The organism is Candidatus Termitispirillum reticulitermitis, from assembly GCF_054655775.1.
In genome coordinates this window covers 1-19096 of sequence record NZ_BAAIHG010000022.1, presented here as the reverse complement: position 1 = coordinate 19096, position 19096 = coordinate 1, and the positions used below count along the sequence as shown (strand labels likewise).

12 protein-coding genes and 2 pseudogenes are annotated in these 19096 nt (G+C 44.5%); 7 read left to right on the top strand and 7 right to left on the bottom strand.

What is annotated here, in order from left to right; all coding sequences use genetic code 11:
- Together AC1MDJ_RS03790 and AC1MDJ_RS03785 are read right to left on the bottom strand one after the other, a co-directional pair.
- Positions 1–967 (bottom strand): annotated as a pseudogene (locus AC1MDJ_RS03790) (hypothetical protein); the annotation flags it as partial.
- Entirely contained in the window at positions 964–1641 is a 678-nt protein-coding gene (locus AC1MDJ_RS03785; RefSeq protein ID WP_479689624.1) for a 7-carboxy-7-deazaguanine synthase QueE, read from the bottom strand. The gene AC1MDJ_RS03785 and the pseudogene AC1MDJ_RS03790, both read right to left, overlap by 4 nt.
- Before the next feature lie 243 nt (positions 1642–1884).
- Between AC1MDJ_RS03785 and glmS the strand changes: the two genes are divergently transcribed.
- Together glmS and cobI are read left to right on the top strand one after the other, a co-directional pair.
- Entirely contained in the window at positions 1885–3714 is a 1830-nt protein-coding gene (glmS, locus tag AC1MDJ_RS03780) for a glutamine--fructose-6-phosphate transaminase (isomerizing) (RefSeq protein ID WP_479689623.1), read from the top strand.
- Entirely contained in the window at positions 3714–4415 is a 702-nt protein-coding gene (gene cobI / locus AC1MDJ_RS03775; protein WP_479689622.1) for a precorrin-2 C(20)-methyltransferase, read from the top strand. Before glmS ends, cobI begins: the two co-directional genes overlap by 1 nt.
- On the opposite strand, the gene AC1MDJ_RS03770 is transcribed toward cobI, so the two are convergent.
- The 5 genes from AC1MDJ_RS03770 to AC1MDJ_RS03750 form a co-directional block, all read right to left on the bottom strand.
- On the bottom strand, positions 4405–6369 hold the full coding sequence (locus AC1MDJ_RS03770; RefSeq protein ID WP_479689621.1) for an acyltransferase family protein: 1965 nt from the start codon (positions 6367–6369) through the stop codon (positions 4405–4407). The genes cobI and AC1MDJ_RS03770 overlap by 11 nt on opposite strands.
- A 2-nt stretch (positions 6370–6371) precedes the next feature.
- A complete protein-coding gene (locus tag AC1MDJ_RS03765) occupies positions 6372–7253 on the bottom strand; it encodes an Rpn family recombination-promoting nuclease/putative transposase (protein WP_479689620.1) in 882 nt (293 codons plus the stop codon).
- Positions 7254–7322: 69 nt separating this feature from the next.
- The gene (uvrB, locus tag AC1MDJ_RS03760) at positions 7323–9293 is read right to left on the bottom strand and encodes an excinuclease ABC subunit UvrB (protein WP_479689619.1); all 1971 of its coding nucleotides are present in this window, start codon (positions 9291–9293) and stop codon (positions 7323–7325) included.
- Between the two features lie 8 nt (positions 9294–9301).
- A complete protein-coding gene (locus AC1MDJ_RS03755; protein WP_479689618.1) occupies positions 9302–11635 on the bottom strand; it encodes a flagellin N-terminal helical domain-containing protein in 2334 nt (777 codons plus the stop codon).
- 169 nt (positions 11636–11804) lie between these two features.
- A complete protein-coding gene (locus AC1MDJ_RS03750; RefSeq protein ID WP_479689617.1) occupies positions 11805–12323 on the bottom strand; it encodes a response regulator in 519 nt (172 codons plus the stop codon).
- Positions 12324–12395: 72 nt separating this feature from the next.
- Here AC1MDJ_RS03750 and AC1MDJ_RS03745 point away from each other — a divergent pair, with 72 nt between their 5' ends.
- The 5 genes and pseudogenes from AC1MDJ_RS03745 to AC1MDJ_RS03725 form a co-directional block, all read left to right on the top strand.
- Positions 12396–14186 carry a phosphohexomutase domain-containing protein gene (locus tag AC1MDJ_RS03745; RefSeq protein WP_479689616.1) on the top strand — a complete coding sequence of 597 codons (1791 nt, stop codon included), beginning with the start codon at positions 12396–12398 and terminating at the stop codon, positions 14184–14186.
- Complete coding sequence (locus AC1MDJ_RS03740) at positions 14179–15621, top strand: FAD-dependent oxidoreductase (protein WP_479689615.1); 1443 nt, start codon at positions 14179–14181, stop codon at positions 15619–15621. The genes AC1MDJ_RS03745 and AC1MDJ_RS03740 overlap by 8 nt, the downstream gene beginning before the upstream one ends.
- Positions 15618–16586 (top strand): annotated as a pseudogene (locus AC1MDJ_RS03735) (NAD(P)/FAD-dependent oxidoreductase); the annotation flags it as partial. The gene AC1MDJ_RS03740 and the pseudogene AC1MDJ_RS03735, both read left to right, overlap by 4 nt.
- A gap of 23 nt (positions 16587–16609) precedes the next feature.
- Positions 16610–16957, top strand: coding sequence for a DUF1667 domain-containing protein (locus tag AC1MDJ_RS03730; protein WP_479689614.1), 348 nt, complete (start codon positions 16610–16612; stop codon positions 16955–16957).
- A 164-nt stretch (positions 16958–17121) separates the two neighbouring features.
- The coding region (locus AC1MDJ_RS03725; RefSeq protein ID WP_479689613.1) for a flagellin N-terminal helical domain-containing protein at positions 17122–19096 on the top strand (1975 nt) is incomplete at its 3' end.

The following is a 19096-nucleotide window of genomic DNA, read 5'->3' as shown; positions in this document are numbered from 1 at the left end:
CGATTAAACATATAATGACTGTAGATATATTGAGCGAATTGTTAATAGGATATGAGAAGTAGCGCGCTTGCCTTAGCAAGTCGGAGTTATCAAGCATATCGTCAAGCGTCTTAATAATAGCTGGCGAGGCTAGGTCGTATGCAAATAGTGCTCCAATAGTCTTATTGTCGCTGATTATGGGCATGCCGCCCCAGTAGTATGACCTGCCTTCATCCGCTACAAGTGCGCCTTTGCTACCACCGGCAAAGACATCTTTAAGTATATCTTTGGTTACAAAGTCAAAGGTCATGCCATGCACGTTCTGCTGTGCATAAGCTGCCCCTGCGGCGTTATAGACAGCAATGCCGTCAAACAGCTTTAGGCGCATATATGGATTCATCACGTCTATGGCTTTTGCAGTATTCAGAAGCCCGTCGTTGGTAGTGCCTATGTTTGATAGGTCGTTTGCTGCAGTGCTGATTTGCCGCATTAGCTCTTCTGTCTCGCTGGAGTAGTATTGTTCTACAAGGTATGCAGCGTTCTTTCCTAGATTTATGACATTGTTGTCAAACCACCTATCTACCATTCTCCGAACCATCTTTGAGGATACCGAATATGAAACGGCAAGTGGCATTATCAGCAGGATGAGCGAAAAGGCAACCAGCTTGCTTTGCAGGCGTGAACCGAAAGTTTTATTTTCCCTGTCAGACATTATCTTTGCCATATTTTTAAGGAATGTTGCGAACAAGAGCAATGCAACGATAATGTTGAACTCTAGCAGCAAAAATATAGTTAAGTTTGTATACCAAGGGTATCGCTGATGTGCTAAATTTTTACCGAGTAATACGTTGACAACAAGCAATACTATGAACCAGAAAGCAAAACGAATACGTTTGCGCCCAACGCTATCTACGTGCGCTCCCGCTACTATGCGAAAAGCCACGCGGAGCATACCGTATGTGCCATATAAAAAGTTCTTTATGTTCATTCAACACCTATCAGTTTATGAACTTGTGGCACAAAAAATGCCCGCACGCCGTAGTTTGCGAATACTCGTTGCCAGCCTGCGATTTTATCGGTGTCTACAACATTATCAATAGACTGCAACCATACTTCCGCTATACCATAATGCTTGAATATCGGTGCTGACTGCTGAACTATTTCTAGCCCGCCCTCTATGGGCAGAGGTATTTTTATGTAAGCCTTTTTGGTGCCAAGCTTGCTGATAACCTTTAGCAACTTGTGCGTATGCTCCTCAAACGGAGATATATTCCATTTTAAGTCAACGCTCAAGTAGTCAAAACATCCTGCTATATTCAACAAAGCTTGTGTGTCATACCCAGACGTTTCTAGGAATAATCTTGCCTCATATGTATGTAATATTTTCGCCAGCTGGCGCAGAAAGTCAGGATATAGCAGAGGTTCGCCGCCAGTGATAGATATGCTGTGATATAATTTTACTTGAAACTGAGTAGTTAAAAGCTCTGCTAAGTCTTGTGCGCTTACCTCACTGTCTTGGGGTGCTGTGTGGTCTGTATCGCAGTATGGGCAGGCTAGCGGACAACCCGCTAATCGGACGAATAGTTGCCGTGCGCCGACGTAACGCCCCTCCCCTTGAATGGAGTCAAATATAGATACTACATTTGCTAGTTGTTGCGACATATCTAAAAGCTAATATTTATCACGATATATGTCAAGCATTTTAATTTCCTTGCCCTTGACATGCGTAAGCATTTTAAGGTATGCCCTGCTTATAACTAGCAAAGAGCCAACGAACAAAGACCATATAAAACTATCAGCTTGGTTATCTAGCAAAAAAATAAATAACAGATAAGGAGGCAAAATAGCCTTGCATGTTATCTGTTTTCCTAATACTATAATGGCAGTTTATTGTAGGAGGGGCAGATGTGCGGAGTAGTCGGCTATGTCGGCACTAGAAACGCAGTTGATACAATCATATCTGGCTTATCAAAGCTGGAATACAGGGGTTATGATTCTGCGGGTGTAGCCGTTCCTGATAACGGCGATTTTTTGATTGTGCGCGCCGTAGGCAAGCTAGATAACTTACGAAAGGCTTTGAAAGATGTTAAGACCACCGCCACTGCAGGTATTGGACACACCCGCTGGGCAACGCATGGCAAACCATCTGAAACTAATGCTCACCCGCACAAATCTACACACATTGCACTTGTTCATAACGGTATTATTGAAAATTTCAGCGAGTTAAAAACAGAGCTGTTAGGGCTTGGCTATAAGTTTAGCTCTGATACCGATACTGAGGTGTTAGCCCACCTGACCGAGGAATATTATAAAACCAATTCGTTGTTAGAGGCAGTTCGTTTGACTGCGGCTAGGGCGCGCGGCTCTTATGCTCTGACGGTGATGTCTGCTAGAGAGCCAGACAAGATAGTTGCCACGCGCAGAGATGCTCCGTTGCTTATAGGCATAGGCAGTGGAGAGTATATGGCGGCAAGCGACATCCCCGCTGCACTTGATATAACACGCGATTTTATCAGGCTAGAGGAGAATGATTTAGCAGAATTAACTAGGACCGGGGTTAAACTAGTTAATAAAGACGGCAGAGACGTTCACCGCGAGCCGTTCCACGTAGACTGGGAGCCTGAAATGGCAGAAAAAGGTGGTTTTGACACCTTTATGTTAAAAGAGATTTATGAGCAACCGCGCACTATAGTAGATACTATGCGTGGCAAGATAGTTCCAGACGAGGGGAAGGTCTTTTTTGGAGAATTTGACGGGCTAGTGCCTAGCATAGATAAACTTGAACGTATAGTTTTGCTCGGTTGTGGCACTAGCTGGCATTCAAGTCTATTGGGTAAGTTATTTATAGAAAAATATGCGCACATATCTGTAGAGGTTGATACTGCAAGCGAGTTCAGCCATAGGGAGCTACCGTTGAATAAAAATGTGCTGGTGATAGGCGTCAGTCAGTCGGGCGAGACGGCGGATACGCGCAATGCTCTGCGTCTTGCTCGTGCTAGAGGGGCGGTGATAGCAGCTATTTGTAATGTAGTAGGCTCGTCTATCTCATCAGAGGCGGACTATGTAATATACACGCATGCTGGTCCTGAAATAAGCGTTGCGTCAACCAAAGCATTCACTTCACAGGCGTTAACGTTGTTCTTGCTGGCATTATGGCTAGGGGAAAAGCGCGAAAAGGTTGACAGCAAGACCACGTCGGGGTTGCTGTTGGACTTACTGCGGATACCTGACAAGATAAAGCAGCTCCTTGATAATAAAGACGAGATTAAGCGTATAGCTGAGATATATAAAGATACTAAAAACTTTATGTATATAGGCAGGAATTTCACCTGTCCAATAGCTCTTGAGGGGGCACTCAAGCTAAAAGAGATTTCGTATATTCACGCTGAGGCTTACCCAGCGGGCGAGCTGAAACACGGACCGATTGCGCTATTAGACGACAGTTTTCCCGTGATGATATTTGCGCCTGATATAAAGGTGCAAGAAAAGATATTCTCTAATATGCAAGAGGTCAAAGCGCGTGGAGCAAAGGTGATAGGCGTATTTTCTGAGAGGAATAGAGCTAATTTCCCTGCCTGTGAAAATCAGATATTTATCCCCGACTGCGACAAAGAGGAGATGACAACTTTCCTGACGACTATCGTGGCACAGCTATTTGCCTACTATAGTGCGCAAGCATTGGACAAAGATGTTGATAAACCGCGCAATCTAGCAAAAAGCGTGACGGTTGAATAATGTTGCACCCTATATATATGCTGGGGATAGGTCCGGGTGACCCTGAGCTGGTTACCGTAAAAGCTGTTCGGCTCATCAAAGAAGCCGATATAGTCTATGTGCCAGAGAGTAATGCAAGCGGACGCAGTGTGGCTGAAAGCATTATACGTCCCTACGTTGATAAAGATAAACTGCACCTGTCGTATTTCCCAATGACAAATGATAAAGCAGAGCTTGACAGGTGCTATACTGCACTAGCGGAAGAGATTGCTGGCGAACAGCGAGCGGGCAAAAAGGTAGTCTATGTGACGCTAGGCGATAGTATGCTGTTTAGCACGGCGCAATATGTATCAACTAGATTGCGCAAGCTAGGCATAGAGCCATTATTTGTGGCAGGGATAACATCTTATGTGGCAGCGGCAAACATTGCTGGTGTTTCCCTTGCTGATAAAGCAGAAGACTTTGTCGTTATGGGCATCCCCGATAATATAAATGCTCTTAAAAAGGCTTATCAGGAGCATAACAGCGTAGTGTTTATGAAGATACATAAACGTTTAGATTTATTATTGCAGTTTGTGCGTGAGGTGCGTCCGAGTGTAGCGGTGCTGGTTCAGCGCGCAAGCCTGCCAGACGAGAAAGTCTATAACTTACTGACTGGTGAACATCTGCCCGACAATGCGGGCTATTTGTCTATATGTTTGCTGAAGAAAGCTATCGCTTAAATATCGGCTCGTATAGGTCACGCAACTTGAATATGCCTGCCACAGTCAAGTGTCCAGCATCACTATACATTATGGTGCTCTCTATTACGCCGTAGCAGTAATTATCATCACACATTCGTGAGGGAACATCTACTATGTGAGTTCCTATATTCCTTATCTTTGCCACATAAACACCTTCTTTTTCGTCATATTTCTGCCTTGTTATTGCAGTATCTTTGCCAAGATATGAATTGTCAATAGTATGAAATGGCATACTAGGTGCTGGTATCTGCATCCATAGCCTTGCTTTTGGATTATAGCTTTCTACAAGCTTAATTCGTTCTTTGAGCCAACTTTCCCAATTGGCATCACTCCCAAAAGATATTGCGACAAGAACATCGCTCACCCTCTTATCGGTTAAACTCTCTATAAATTTATCCTCACATAATTTTGATGTCAACATATAACTTATACAACCTATAAGCATATATTTTCTGTTATATTCACCAGACAAGCTATCTAGCAGTGCTGATAATTGCAAAGCATAGCTATCTCCGAGCACCAGAACTACCGACTTATTGTCATCTTTAACACTCCAAACATCTGTTTTCCCCCCTCGTTGGATACCTAGTAAAACAGCCCGTTCACAGTAATCGTTGACCTGCTCGTAGGAAGATGCATAGGGACTAACTATTAAATTCAGCATCCTATCAGACCAGTGTTTTGCTGGGATGCTCATAAGAACAAATCCAAAACAAATCATTGCAGCTACGGAAAACAGCTTTTTACGTTCTGCAAGTACCTTTCTCCGTCTGACAGGTTGTTCTATAAATTTATATGAAAAGGCAGACAATAAATATGTGAGTATTATGAGCATACACACACCTTTAACGTCTAATGTGTGGCTAAATAATTGTTTCCAGCATACTATTAAAACCCAGTGCCATAGATACATTGCATAAGACAGCTTGCCGATATGAACAAACGGTTTCCAAGATAATATTCTGCCAGCTATACCGTTGCCACCAGCAGATATACATAAAAAAGTGCCTATTACTGGCATAAGTGCAAGAAAACCTGGGAAGTGAGCTTTTCTGGTGTAGCCCAGTAGCACAATACCTGTGCATATTAGCAGTAAGCCCACTACGCCAGCCATACTGCCTCCTAGCCCTAACCTCCCTGCGTTCGTTGACGTCCGCAAGCTGGAATGGGGAAAAGAAACTGCAAGTATTGCTCCCGTCAACAACTCCCAAGCTCTGAACGGTAACCAATAAAACACCAGCTGGGTATCTTGAAAGATAAAATGAATATTTAGTGCAAATGATGTAATCCATAGGACAATTAAGGCTTTTAATGTATGTTTATTAGCATACCGAACTAATAAAAAGAGCACTAGCGGGAATAATATGTAAAACTGCTCCTCTACCCCTAGCGACCATGTGTGTAGCAGTGGTTTTGTAGCTATATCTGTTCTAAAATAATTGAAGCCATCTCTCCAGAAATATATATTTCCTGCAAACAGAAATATATACTTAACTGAATTAAAAAAGTCAGAAAGAAATACAGGCGAAAAGCAATACGTCACAAGCAAAATTGATAAGAATGTCATAAACACCAGTGGCGGGATTATACGCCTAACCCTACGTTCGTAAAATTTTAGAAAACTAAACCCCTCGCCTGATTTTCTAGTCCCACTGGCGCATGGGAGAAAATATTCTTCACCTGTAAGGGGTGACGTAGCTTCAGAGCTAGCTAATGAGCGCTGCCCCCCCCCCGTCATAACAGTGTTTGATTTTTGAACGTTGCCAGTCATCTCACCATATATAATACTAGTGATTAAAAACCCCGATATTACATAAAATATATCCACACCAGCGTAACCACCACCAAAGAATTTGGTGAAACCTAAATGAAAAAGTATTATAGGGATAACAGCAAATGCACGTAACCCATCTATATCAGCACGATAGAGCATAATTATACGTTAATGTTATTCTGAAGTCTCTTTACTTCGGCAAGGGTAAGCCCTGTGCTTGAGGCAATAACGTCAAGTGGAATAGCAAACGCTAAAAGATTTTGGGCGATTTTAAGGGCTTTTGCCCGCTCCCCTTCCTCTCTTGCATAAGATTTTTCATTGTTCATATCCCGTTCATATTTTTCATAGCCAAGATAAGCGTGATATAGTGCAGGGTTGTTCTGCACTGTCCTTAACTTCTCGTTCACTTCTGCTAATACGCTATTCATACCCAATACCCTCCTCAATAGCTCGTCATCGCTATTCTTATTCATATAAACTAACCACTGGTATAACTCGTCCTCTGCTACATCTAACCCAACCGATAGTTTCTGTCTAAACCTAACCATATCTATAAAGTGTATCTCAAGCAGGTTAGTTAGCATATAGTCCTTATGAGTATCTTCGTATATATGGAAACTAGTATGGAACTCGTCTAATGGTATATGCTTAAAGTTCACTATGTTTATTGTTATAACGGGGTATATTTCTTTGTAGTTTTCCCCACTCTCTATACCTAGTATAAACTCTCTGCCCCAATAATACAACGTTCTTTCAGACATATTGTGTTCATTAGCTAGTTGCACCTCAATATTGACCTTTGCATTATTGGCAAGTCGTGCCAATACGTCTAGCCTAGATGCTTTCCCGTGCAAACTCTCTGCGGGCAATTCTTTATCATCTAATATTTCAAGTGAAATGATAGGTTCTATTCTTGTTTTCTTTAGCACCGCATTGAGGAAAGACAGGAGTAAAGGCTCGCTCTTGCCTTTTTCGCCCATAATGTTCTTAAAGGCAAAATCATTCAGCGGGTTTAACCGTTTTACTTGTTTATCCTTATCCATATTAAGGGTTGTAGCAGATAGTCAAGGACTTGGCAAGTAGAAAGTGGATAAGTCTACTAAAGCTTTTGTCTATTCTGATTTTAGCTCAAATAACAAATCGCGCAGTTTCGCTGCTTTCTCAAAGTTCAGCTCTGCCGCCGCCATTTTCATTAGCTTTTCTACGTTAGGTATATCAAGTTTCGTGTCGCCCGTCAACTCAACATCGCCATCTGTGGTGAGCGGCACGTCTAAATAATCTTTCTCGTATATAGATGCTAGCACGTCCGATATTTCACTCTTAATAGTTTCAGGGGTGATATTGTGCTCTTCGTTATACGCTAATTGTTTTGTCCTACGGCGATTGGTTTCTTCTATGGTGCGTTCAATGGACTTTGTCATCTTATCAGCGTAAAAGATAGCCCTACCGTTCACATTGCGCGCAGCTCTGCCGACCGTCTGTATTAGCGACTGTGTGGAGCGCAAAAAGCCTTCTTTGTCGGCATCAAGCACGGCAACTAGGCTAACCTCAGGCAAGTCAAGCCCCTCACGCAACAGATTTATGCCTACGAGCACGTCAAATTCGCCCATTCTTAACGCACGCAATATCTGCACACGCTCTATAGTGTCAATTTCGGAATGCAAATAGCGCACCCGCACGTCTAGTTCCGATAGATACTTTGTCAACTCTTCAGCCATACGTTTTGTAAGCGTAGTTACTAGAACACGCTCTCCGTTAGCGGCGACCTTTTTTGCCTCTCCATATAGGTCATCTACCTGCGTGCGTGAAGGTCTTATCTCTATAACGGGGTCTATCAGCCCAGTAGGACGTATAATTTGCTCTACGACTACCCCTTTGCTATCCTCAATCTCCGCCTCATTAGGCGTAGCACTAACATATAACGCCTTGCCTATGCGCTCATAAAATTCTTCATATTTAAGCGGTCTATTGTCAAGTGCCGCTGGTAGCCTAAAACCATATTCCACAAGGGTAGTTTTTCTGCTTCTATCGCCGTTATACATGCCATGCACCTGTGGCAGTGTAATATGCGATTCGTCTATTATAGTGAGGGCATCTTTCGGCAGATAACTCATTAGCGTAGATGGTGGGGTGCCCGGTGCTCTATTCTCAAAATACCTAGAATAGTTTTCTATGCCATTACAATAGCCCGTTTCAAGCAACATCTCCATATCATACATCGTTCGCTGCGAAAGCCGCTGTTCCTCAACTAGCTTATTCTGCTCCATCAGCTCCGCACATCTTGTGCGCAAATCTCGCTTTATGGTCTCCGCTGTTGATTTTATAGCCATGTGGTCTGTTACGTAGTGAGTGCCGGGGAATATCGCCACCTTGTCGCGCTCACGGATAGTCTTACCCGTTAAAGAATCAAACTCGCTAATCCTATCAACCGTATTGCCGAAAAACTCTATGCGGTAAGCAATCGTGTCTTCATGTATGGGAAATACCTCTAACGTGTCCCCTTTCACGCGATACGTGCCACGGTGGAAGTCATAGTCGTTGCGGTTATATTGCAACTCTATCAGCTTGGCAAGTATTGTATCAAACTCAGCCTCCTGCCCCAGTTCAAGGGTAATCAACATTCCGTAATATGCTTCTGGCGAGCCTATGCCGTATATGCAAGAAACTGACGCTACAACAATAACATCACGCCGCTCTAACAGGCTACGAGTCGCCCTGTGGCGTAGCTTGTCTATATCTTCATTGATAGCGGAATCTTTCTCAATATAGACATCGCTTGATGGGATATATGCCTCTGGCTGAAAGTAATCGTAGTAGCTGACAAAATATTCCACTGCATTGTTGGGAAAAAACTTCTGGAATTCACCAAATAGCTGGGCGGCTAGCGTTTTGTTGTGAGCGATAATCAACGTGGGTACGTCAAGCTCCTTGATAACGTTTGCCATAGTGAAAGTTTTGCCTGAACCCGTCACGCCCAATAAAACCTGTTTGCGAACGCCTTGCCTATAACTATCAACTAGAGAGCGGATAGCCTCTGGTTGGTCGCCCATAGGCGCATAATCAGATACTAAATCAAATGGCATACGGCACCCTACCTCCCTACCAGTTGTAATGCCATTTGCGGCACGGTGTTAGCCTGTGCCAGCATTGCCGCTGCTGAGTTGACCAGTATCTGGATAGTAGTGAACTTTGACGACTCATCAGCTACGTCTAGGTCGCGTATATGAGACTCCACAGCTATAGTGTTCTGCCTTGTCGTGCTAATGCTCTTTTGCGCTTGTTCAAACCTGTTTATTAGTGCTCCGATGGTTGAACGTGTATGGTTCGCCCGCTCTAGTGCTGAGTCTATCTTAGTCAATGCCTCCTCTGCATCTGCCTGAGTTACCAAATATACATCGTTTATCTCTAATGCAGTTGTATCCATTCGTCCTATGCTAATATACTCACTCCTTGTCCCTAACTGCATCTTAGTAGCATTATCGGCTATATGTATGTTTGCAGTTTCAGTCGTGGAGGTGAATATTACTTTCCCTTCGTCAGCATTAAAACTTGTCTTTAGCCCTATATTGGACGCAAAATTTATATCAACTCCCTTTATGACGCCCCGTAGCATATAGTCTGATACTGTGTCGCTACCAACTAACTTGCCAGTGTGCACATCAGTGACAGTTACGTTCATACTGCTGGCTGTCGCCTCCTGTATCTGTGCTATGCCGAGTGCATTCAGCAAGATTTCATCCCCCACAAACCTCAGCTCCGACTTCTTACCCGTTAAGGCTGTCTGGAACACTATAGTGCCAGGCATTGCATAGTTTCCTGATGTGGCAGTTGCACTCGCCTCAACAAACTTAACTAGCTCGCTAGCAGAGAGAGTGCCTGCCATACCTAACGTGTCAATAGCATTAGCCAGCTTAGCAACTAAATCAGTCAGAGTATCTTCACTCTCTAGGTAAATATCAGCACTCTTGTTATTGCCATATATGCTGAGAGTCTGTGTGTTATCAAGCAACATTCTGCTTTCAGCATTGTAAAACACACTTATATCCTTTAACTGGACGTCAGAGTAAGCAACGTTCCCCCCTACGCCAATCGCCGATAACCTCACGCTACCCGTAATATCTGGTTTGCTATAATTCCTATCCCAGCGAACAGTTGCCGTTACAAACTCCCCATTCACTATATTAACAGCCGTATAGCTACCACCTTGTGTAGGGTCAACACCTATGTAAGGGGTGTCTGATTGAGTATCGCTAACATAAAGAGTCGCACTATCCCCAATTGTCTCAATAGCCATATTGACGCTAGCATTGACATTGGCAGAGGAAGAGTCATTGCCATTGCCATTGCCATAACAAAACAACACTTTGTCGCCTGCTACAACAGAGTTTTCTACTACCCAAGCCGCGGTATTGGTAGAAGATACCCATGAAAGCCCATTGGCAAAACCCATAGTTGTATTGTCAAACGTTATCACACTGCTAGACGTATAGCTATACGATACATTCGCAGTATATACCGCACCTGTTGCGGCATCTGTAAAGGTAGCCTTTACTGTTCCGCTATTCCCAGAGACATTAGCGACATCCTCATTAAACTCAAAGGCTAAAAAACCATTCATAGGTGGTCGGTTGTATGTATTTGGCGTTGCTGGAAGAAAATATTTCCTACCAGCTATTCCATTGTGATATACCGCTCTGGCAGGAAAAGAGCCACCTGCTATTGGTAGTGCAGGCTGATTGACAAAGTTCATAACGGCACCATCCAGCGCACGCAGGTCGCCATCGCCGTTAAAGTTATTCATGCCGCTGGTGTTTGTGCTCCTTAGGGTCATAGATGGCAGTGTTCCTTCTTTTGTCACCGGTGATAATGACATAACGTTAGTTTTATACACTGCGTTTGTGCCCGCCTCTGCATCAAACGTCAGCTTATAGTTCCCTTCAGCAGGGGCAGCTCTAAATATAACATCTACATCACTGCTACTCGCTGACCATAACCCAGCAGTTTCGCCTGATAATAACTTCTTAGTGTTAAACTCAGCTGCATTCGCCACCCTGTTGATTTCCTCTTTCAGCTGGTCAAACTCTTTTTGCAGTTCCCGTCTATCGTTAGTCGTAAATGCGCCGTTACCTGCCTGCACTGCAAGCTCACGCATACGTTGTAGCATATCTCCGACAACTTCCATTCCGTCCTCTGCTGTCTGTAAGAATGAAATGGCATCTTGGGCATTGTTCTGTGCCTTTGTTAATGCGCTGAGTTGTGTCCGTAGCTTCTCTGATATCGCTAAACCTGACGCATCGTCTGACGCATGGTTTATGCGCAGCCCTGACGATAGTCGCTCTATAGATTTACCAAGTCTGTCGTTGGCAGAATTAAGATTATTCTGCGCTATGGCAGAATAGACATTAGTATATACACTAATAGACATAACAACCTCCGTGTTTCAGTTTTTACTAGCAATACAAACAAAAAGCCGACAGAATACCCCCAATTAAACAATGGTAGAGTTCTCTGTCAGCCCGATTCCTTCGTAGCTAATTAAATTGTATGGGAAGTGTAGCAGAAAAGTGGGAGGTTGTCAAGAGGAAATCAGAACGCTAGCGTTTTTGTTCTAGTTCTGCTTGCGATATGCCCAGCAGTCTTGCTGTTTCGGCAAGGTTGCCACCTGTTTCTTTGTGTGTATCGGCTATATACTGGTGTTCAAACTCTGCTACTGCCTCTTTTAACGTCTTTCTAGCGGAGATATGGCTTTTTAGGTTAATCTTTTCCTGTATATGTTTTGTTATTAGCAGTATTCGTTCCAGCGATAGCGGTTTTTCTAGGAAATCATAAGCTCCCCAGCGGATAGAATCCACAGCATTTTCAATGCTACCGTGCCCTGAAATCATCACAACCTCAACGTTTGGCAATTGCCGTTTTATTTCACGCAACCCGTGAGTGCCGTCCTTATCGGGCAACCAGATGTCAAGGAATAGAATATCAAAATTGCCGTCTTTCAAGGCGTTGAAACCATCCTCAAAGTTCAGGCGGTATTCACATTCGTAGCCCTCGTCCTGCATAATGCCCTGTATGGCAATGCAGATATTCTTTTCATCATCTATTACAAGGATTTTCATTTGCGCTCCATTATGCTAGTATATATATAGTGTAATTTATACCTTGTCAAATTTTAGGTTGGGAGGGCAGTTATGGTATTTCAAGCAGTAAGGGCAGTTGTAGCAAATAAAGATAAACTTTTCAAGTCCACCTCTTACGATGTTAGGGCATTTGTAGGGGAGGCGGGGCACTTTTTTGAGGCTGATGCCGTCTTGACGCCAGAAGCTATGCGGACTATTGGCGCACTGATGGGTAGTATGACGTTTCAGCTATCAGACGGACGCGAAAGAGCACTAAAGGTAGGCGACAGCGTGGTGGTGGGGCATGATAATGGTCCTACATCAAAGTCGCTATCAGATGCATTCAGCAGTGGGCTTACCGAACAAGGCATCAATGTTTATTATATAGGCGTTGCGTCCAGCGGGCAGGTATATCACAATCAAGGACAACTAGGCGCAGCTGGGCATGTGCAAATTACGCGCTCGCACGTAGAGGTCAGCACCAACGGGGCTAAATTTGCAATCGGCGAAAATGGAATCCACACATACCTGCTTGGGCAGATGAATGCCGCTATATCAAAGGGGACTATCGGCAGGGATGCACCGAAAGGACAGGTTATAGATAAAATAACTGAAGGGAAAAAGTTATACGTTGAGCGTATGTTGGGGCGTTATGGCGATTATTTTGCAAAAAATCCCCGCAAGGTAGCCTTGAACCTATTCGGTGGCACAGCTACTGAATATAAAGATATGTTTAAGTCTATATTTGGTGAAGCAGTAGTGCTCTTGGGCGATAAGCTTGATGTAAATTCAGGCGACTTGCTAGCCGACCCCACCCGCAGAGAGATGCTTGCCCGCGTTCCCGATTTTCAGAAAACATTAGACGATGGCTTGCGCATATATTCATTTGATTTAGATGCCGACCGCATATCGGTCAGCGAGGGGAAAGATGCCTTAAGAGTGGGCGGAACTGGACACTACCTCGGCGATGATATGGCGTATATTTTAGCTGACTATAAACTGCGCAAGACTCTGCCTGCACTTATTGCCAACCTGCCCGATGGATTGCCGCGCGAGAAAGCCGATGAAATAATGAATATCGCCAGCACCGTCTATGTTGACCCGCGATATTCCAGCAGTGTGCGTGCATTTGTGTCTAAAAACGGCGGTAACAGCGAATATCACCGCAAGGGGCATTCGCTCTGGAAGGAGACTATGTTTGCTAATATGTCAAAGTTGGCAAAACTAGCTGGCTTTGATAGCGTGGAGGCGTTCTTAGCTAAAACCAAGTATCAAGACTGCCAAATAGAAGCATCTTTGCACTATTTTGTATCAGATATAGAGAGTGGTTCTGTGCGTGATGATGGGCTTGAGGGGGTGTTTCTGTTCGAGCGGATGTGCAGTGAACTTGGAGTCAAGACGCTGGGCGGGTTCTTTGTTCAGTTGGATAAACGTTTCCTTACTAAGGAAATACGAACTAATAGTGTTTCTAACGAGGTCAAGGAACAAATCACAGACTACGTTGTGCGGGAGTTAAAGCGGTTGTTTGCTGATAAGGACGGCTACGGCATAGTGGAGTTTGATGGACAGGTGCGTGTTGATTGGCAGACGGGCTTTATTATGTATGGCATGTCTAACACCTCACCAAAATTAACTTTTATGGTGGAGGGGGCGACATTAGGCGAACGGAATAACGCTCTGACTTATATCCTTGCACTGCATAACGATGCAAAACGGCGTTTTGCAGACAATGTTCCGATGGATATGCTTGAAAATAGCTTTTTTAAGGACGATACTAGCTTTGACATGAGTGCACCTGATAAGGTTGATTTTGGCGACAGCAGGGCAGTTTCGTTTGCTAAGGAGCATAAACTAAATGTATGATGTTATTATTATAGGTGGTGGGGTCTGTGGCTGTTCCATCTTGTATGAGCTTAGCCGTTATGATGTGAACACGTTACTGGTTGAAAGGGAAAATGACGTTGGCGCAGGGACTACAAAGGCTAATAGTGCGATAGTCCACGCTGGCTACGACCCATTGCCAAATACCCGTATGGCTCACTACAACGTCGAGGGCTGTGCGCTTATAGAAAGCTTGAGTGCTGAGCTTGATATACCATATAAAAAAGTCGGTTCGTTAGTGCTAGCTTTTGATGATGACGATAAAAAGAGCATTGACGAGCTATATCGCAGAGGCATAGCAAACGGAGTATCTGCTCTTAGAATAATAGATTCCGATGAACTGCACAGAATAGAGCCTGCTATCTCTAGCGAGGCAAAATCCGCCCTCTATGCGCCCAGTGCGGGTATAGTTTCCCCGTGGGAGCTAGCATTTGCACAGGCGGAGGCTGCCATATTAGGCGGGGCGCAGGTTCAACTTGATACCGAAGTAATGGGTATTGTCAAAGACCGCGCAAATTTCATTATCCAAACCAATAAGGGGGAGCTAAAGGCGCGTTTTGTTATAAATGCAGCGGGTATTGAGGCAGATAAAATTAGCGGTATGGTTGAAACCCCGCACTTCAGCATTACCCCTAAGCGTGGACAATACTACCTGCTTGATACAAGCGTAGGCAATCTTGTTCAGCGAATAATATTTCAGTGCCCTAGCAAGGTGGGCAAGGGCGTTTTAGTGTCGCCTACTGTTCACGGCAACCTTATCGTTGGTCCTGATAGTATAGACGTGCCTGATGCCAACGTCAATACCTATACAGACGGGCTGGAGCTTATTAAAAAGACAGCGTTTCGTTCGGTGCCAGCACTTGACTTTAGGTTCTCTATCCGCAACTTTGCGGGTGTTAGGGCTGATGCTGGCATGGGGGATTTTATCGTAGGCGAATCTAAGGAGATGAGCGGCTTCTTTAACGTAGCGGGGGTTAAATCCCCAGGTCTTACGTCTGCCCCGTCTATTGCACGTGACATAGTTAAAATGCTTGGCAGGGTTGGGCTAGAACTGACTAATAACCCGAACTTTGTAGCTAAACGTCGTGTTAAGCGGTTCAATGATATGACGGCTAGCGAACGTAGCAATTCCGTAGCTGAAAATCCGCTATATGGCAGGATTGTTTGCAGGTGTAAGAGCGTTAGCGAGGGAGAAATAGTTGATGCATTGCATCGCCCATTGCCCCCACGTTCAATAGATGCCGTTAAGCGCAGGACTAACGCGGGCTTTGGTCGTTGTCAGGGCGGGTTTTGTGGTGGCAGGGTGCAAGCTGTAATTGCACGAGAATTGGGCGTTGATTATCATAGCGTAGTGCTTGGGGTGGCGGGCAGTTACATCACCACTGGCGATACAAAAGTTGCTACGGGGGTTGAATGAAAAATTATGATGTTCTAGTGGTTGGTGGCGGTCCTGCAGGACTTGCAGTAGCATTATCTGCCCGTGAAAACGGAGCTGGCGTCCTCATATTAGAACGCAGCAAATATTTAGGCGGCATATTAAACCAGTGTATTCATAATGGGTTTGGGTTGCACTACTTTAATGAGGAGCTTACCGGTCCTGAATATGCTGAACGTTTTATAGAAAAATTGGCGGGCACGGGCATTGAAACGTGGACTGATGCTATGGTATTAGCTATATATCCCGATAAATCACTAGACGTAGTTCATCCGCAACATGGGTATGTTAAATTGCAGGCTAAAAGTATTGTGCTCTGTATGGGTTGTCGTGAGCGAACGCGTGGGGCTATCGGCATATCGGGTAGCCGTCCTTCTGGCGTTTTAACTGCTGGAGCGGCTCAACACTACCTAAATATTGAAGGGGCGCGGCTCGGCAAACGTGTAGTAATATTAGGTTCAGGTGACATAGGGCTGATAATGGCGCGGCGCATGACGCTAGAGGGAGCACAAGTGCTGGGTGTGTATGAGCTAATGCCTTACTCCAGCGGATTAAGGCGCAATATAGTCCAATGCCTAAATGATTATAATATCCCGCTGCATTTAAGTCATACGGTTATAGAAATACGGGGAGTTAATCGTTTAGATGAAGTGGTAGTTGCTAAAGTAGATGACAACAGAATACCGATTAAAGGCACGGAACAGACTATAAAGTGCGATACATTGCTGTTGTCAGTGGGGTTAGTGCCCGAAAATGAGCTTTCTAGGGGAGCGGGCATTGAGATAGACAGCCGCACAAATGGTGTGGTGTTCTCCGAGAATATGGAAACATCTATCAGCGGGATATTTGCCGCTGGCAATGTAGCACATGTGCACGACCTAGTTGACTTTGTTACAGAAGAGGGTTTCAAGGCAGGCAAGGCGGCGGCGGCGTATGCGCTGAACGAGTCTGCTACTGTGGAGGAAGAACTATGACTGAGCTAACTTGTGTTTGTTGTCCTATAGGTTGCCTATTGCAGGTGGATGAAGCCAACGGCTATTTGGTGTCAGGCAATAAATGTCCGCGTGGGCTAGCATACGGTAAAAAGGAGCTGACCAATCCAACCCGTGTTATAACAAGCACCGTGTGGCTGAAGGGCGGAGATATTGCAAGACTGCCTGTCAAAACAGACGCTGAAATAGCGAAAGGGCAGATACTTGAAGCCGTCAAGCTACTAGACGGGGTGTCAGTTCAAGCACCTGTCAAGGTGGGCGATGTGGTGCTGTCTAATGTGCTCGGAAGCGAAGTGAACTTTGTAGCCACAAGGCACATAAACTAACTCTTGACAACCTCCCCTTTTTGTGTTATGGTTCAGTACAATTTAGTTAAGCTATGAGGGAATCAGGCTGGTGGAAGTTCTTTATGTATATATGTTATGTATATATTTAGGGGCTATTCTATCAGCTTTTTTTATTTGTTTAGTATTTGCAGGGAGGCTTGTTTATGTCATTTAGTGTTTATACTAATACGGCGGCTGTGTTGGTGCAGGGAGGTATCAGCAGTAGTGCAAAGGCATTATCACATTCAATAGAGGGGTTATCTAGTGGGTTGCGTATAAACCATGCGTCAGACGATGCTTCGGGTATAGCTATATCAGATAAGTTAAGGACACAGATAAGCGGGTTATCAAAGGCTACTGCTAATGCGCAGGATGCTATTTCGTATTTACAGACTATGGATGGTGCGTTAGGTGTAGTGAATGATATGCTTTTGCGTATGAGGGAGCTATCAGTTCAAGCTGGTGGAGGTTCGTATACGTCTAATGACCGAGCGGAGTTGCAGAAGGAGATAGAGGCGTTAAAGGGCGAGGTGAACAGGGTTAGTTTGACGACAGAGTTTAACACGAAGAGGTTATTGGATGGCAGCAATGGTGTATCTATATCTGCGTCATCGGGGATAGATGTTGCCCTTATTTCATATAGTCAGCTGGGGGGGGGGGGGGCTACTACCCCTGTATCAGGAGATTACAAGCTAACATTTAGCACTAAGGCAGGGGAAAATGCAGTCTATCAGACAGCACAACTCATGGACTATACTAAACGTCTCAGCTACCCTAGTGGGATAACGAATGTTGTAGTAGAGGGGCTGGATAACGAAGCAGTGAAGTTCACCGTAAGCGATGATACAGTACATATAGAGCCTTATTACGTTACCGCTACCAACTGGGGAGTGCCGACGACTGGCGGGCTTCAGACAAGCAATATTGCTGACTACAGACAAATACTGTTAGAACAACGTCGTGGGTTCACTACTCCATCCCCTTCTATTGTGACCAATGATGGTGTTTCCACTACGTATCAGATTAGTGGCTACACCTATCCGTATGATAACTTTTCAGGCTTTTATATGGGATACGAGATAGTTTCTGGGGCTGACGCCATAGACGGGATGCACACTGCTAATGCTACTGCCATGGGTTCTACCACCTTTATAAATCTTGCTGATGGCACAAGAGCATGGCAGCTTCAAGGCGGTGGCAGTTCTAGCAACTTTCTTCGCTCATTTTATGTGGACCCAGCTGACGGGACAAAGCATTATCCAGCTGCTTTTGGAACACTCATTAATTGGGGCGGAATTATGAGTTACAGGGCATCTATATATACGCCAAATACTGCTACTGGCACTTATACCAGTCTTCAGTATTTTATCTCTGCGACTGCTGTCAATAGCATGGCTGTTGGCGACAAGGCTTTGTTTTACTACCAAGCAAATAGTCCCGATGTGGAGGTTAAACCGGGCTTTACTACATGGACAAGCCCAACCTACAACTGGAATATCAATCCTGCGAATATGGATGGTATCAAAAATGTTCGCATCGAGATTGACGTGCCTAATGGAACGAATACTACTGGTAGCAATGTTATCCCGCAAGTATTCTGGGATGTTCGTGACCCTTTTGGTCACGTTGAGTTCACTGCTATGACTATAGAGAATGGGGAGTTTAAGGAGATAAAGATTAGCTGGGATAGAGACTGGAACGTGCCAGAGGATAAAATAGGCGGCACTTGGGGCTGGGCAGTGTCAACACCCGCAGAGGTCAAGCTGAAAGATGCTACTGCTGGTGGCAGACTAGTGTTCACTAATGGGGACGGGCGAATGTTGCTTGATAATACGCAGACTATAACGATATATGGCAATGGCAAACAGGCAGAGGTTACCCTTGAAGGGGAAGATACCATTCAAGACCTAATAGATAAACTAGCTAATGCCATAGGTAGCAAAGCTGGCTTAGATATGGCTAATGGGTTAAAGATAGAAGACCTTGTTAAGATAACCCCTGATAAGACTACCTCATCAACATCACTTAGTGGAATACTTGATAGTGAAGCAACACTTACTATCCAAACGGGATTAACAGGGGAATCTTCCGAACTGCACTTCTCAGGTGATGAGGGTGTTCTTAACGCATTAGGCTTAC

Bases quoted from the DNA above. Each gene is read 5' to 3' on its own strand.
- AC1MDJ_RS03785 (WP_479689624.1), bottom strand. From the start codon at position 1,641: ATGTCGCAACAACTAGCAAATGTAGTATCTATATTTGACTCCATTCAA.
- glmS (WP_479689623.1), top strand. From the start codon at position 1,885: ATGTGCGGAGTAGTCGGCTATGTCGGCACTAGAAACGCAGTTGATACA.
- cobI (WP_479689622.1), top strand. From the start codon at position 3,714: ATGTTGCACCCTATATATATGCTGGGGATAGGTCCGGGTGACCCTGAG.
- AC1MDJ_RS03770 (WP_479689621.1), bottom strand. From the start codon at position 6,369: ATGCTCTATCGTGCTGATATAGATGGGTTACGTGCATTTGCTGTTATC.
- AC1MDJ_RS03765 (WP_479689620.1), bottom strand. From the start codon at position 7,253: ATGGATAAGGATAAACAAGTAAAACGGTTAAACCCGCTGAATGATTTT.
- uvrB (WP_479689619.1), bottom strand. From the start codon at position 9,293: ATGCCATTTGATTTAGTATCTGATTATGCGCCTATGGGCGACCAACCA.
- AC1MDJ_RS03755 (WP_479689618.1), bottom strand. From the start codon at position 11,635: ATGTCTATTAGTGTATATACTAATGTCTATTCTGCCATAGCGCAGAAT.
- AC1MDJ_RS03750 (WP_479689617.1), bottom strand. From the start codon at position 12,323: ATGAAAATCCTTGTAATAGATGATGAAAAGAATATCTGCATTGCCATA.
- AC1MDJ_RS03745 (WP_479689616.1), top strand. From the start codon at position 12,396: ATGGTATTTCAAGCAGTAAGGGCAGTTGTAGCAAATAAAGATAAACTT.
- AC1MDJ_RS03740 (WP_479689615.1), top strand. From the start codon at position 14,179: ATGTATGATGTTATTATTATAGGTGGTGGGGTCTGTGGCTGTTCCATC.
- AC1MDJ_RS03730 (WP_479689614.1), top strand. From the start codon at position 16,610: ATGACTGAGCTAACTTGTGTTTGTTGTCCTATAGGTTGCCTATTGCAG.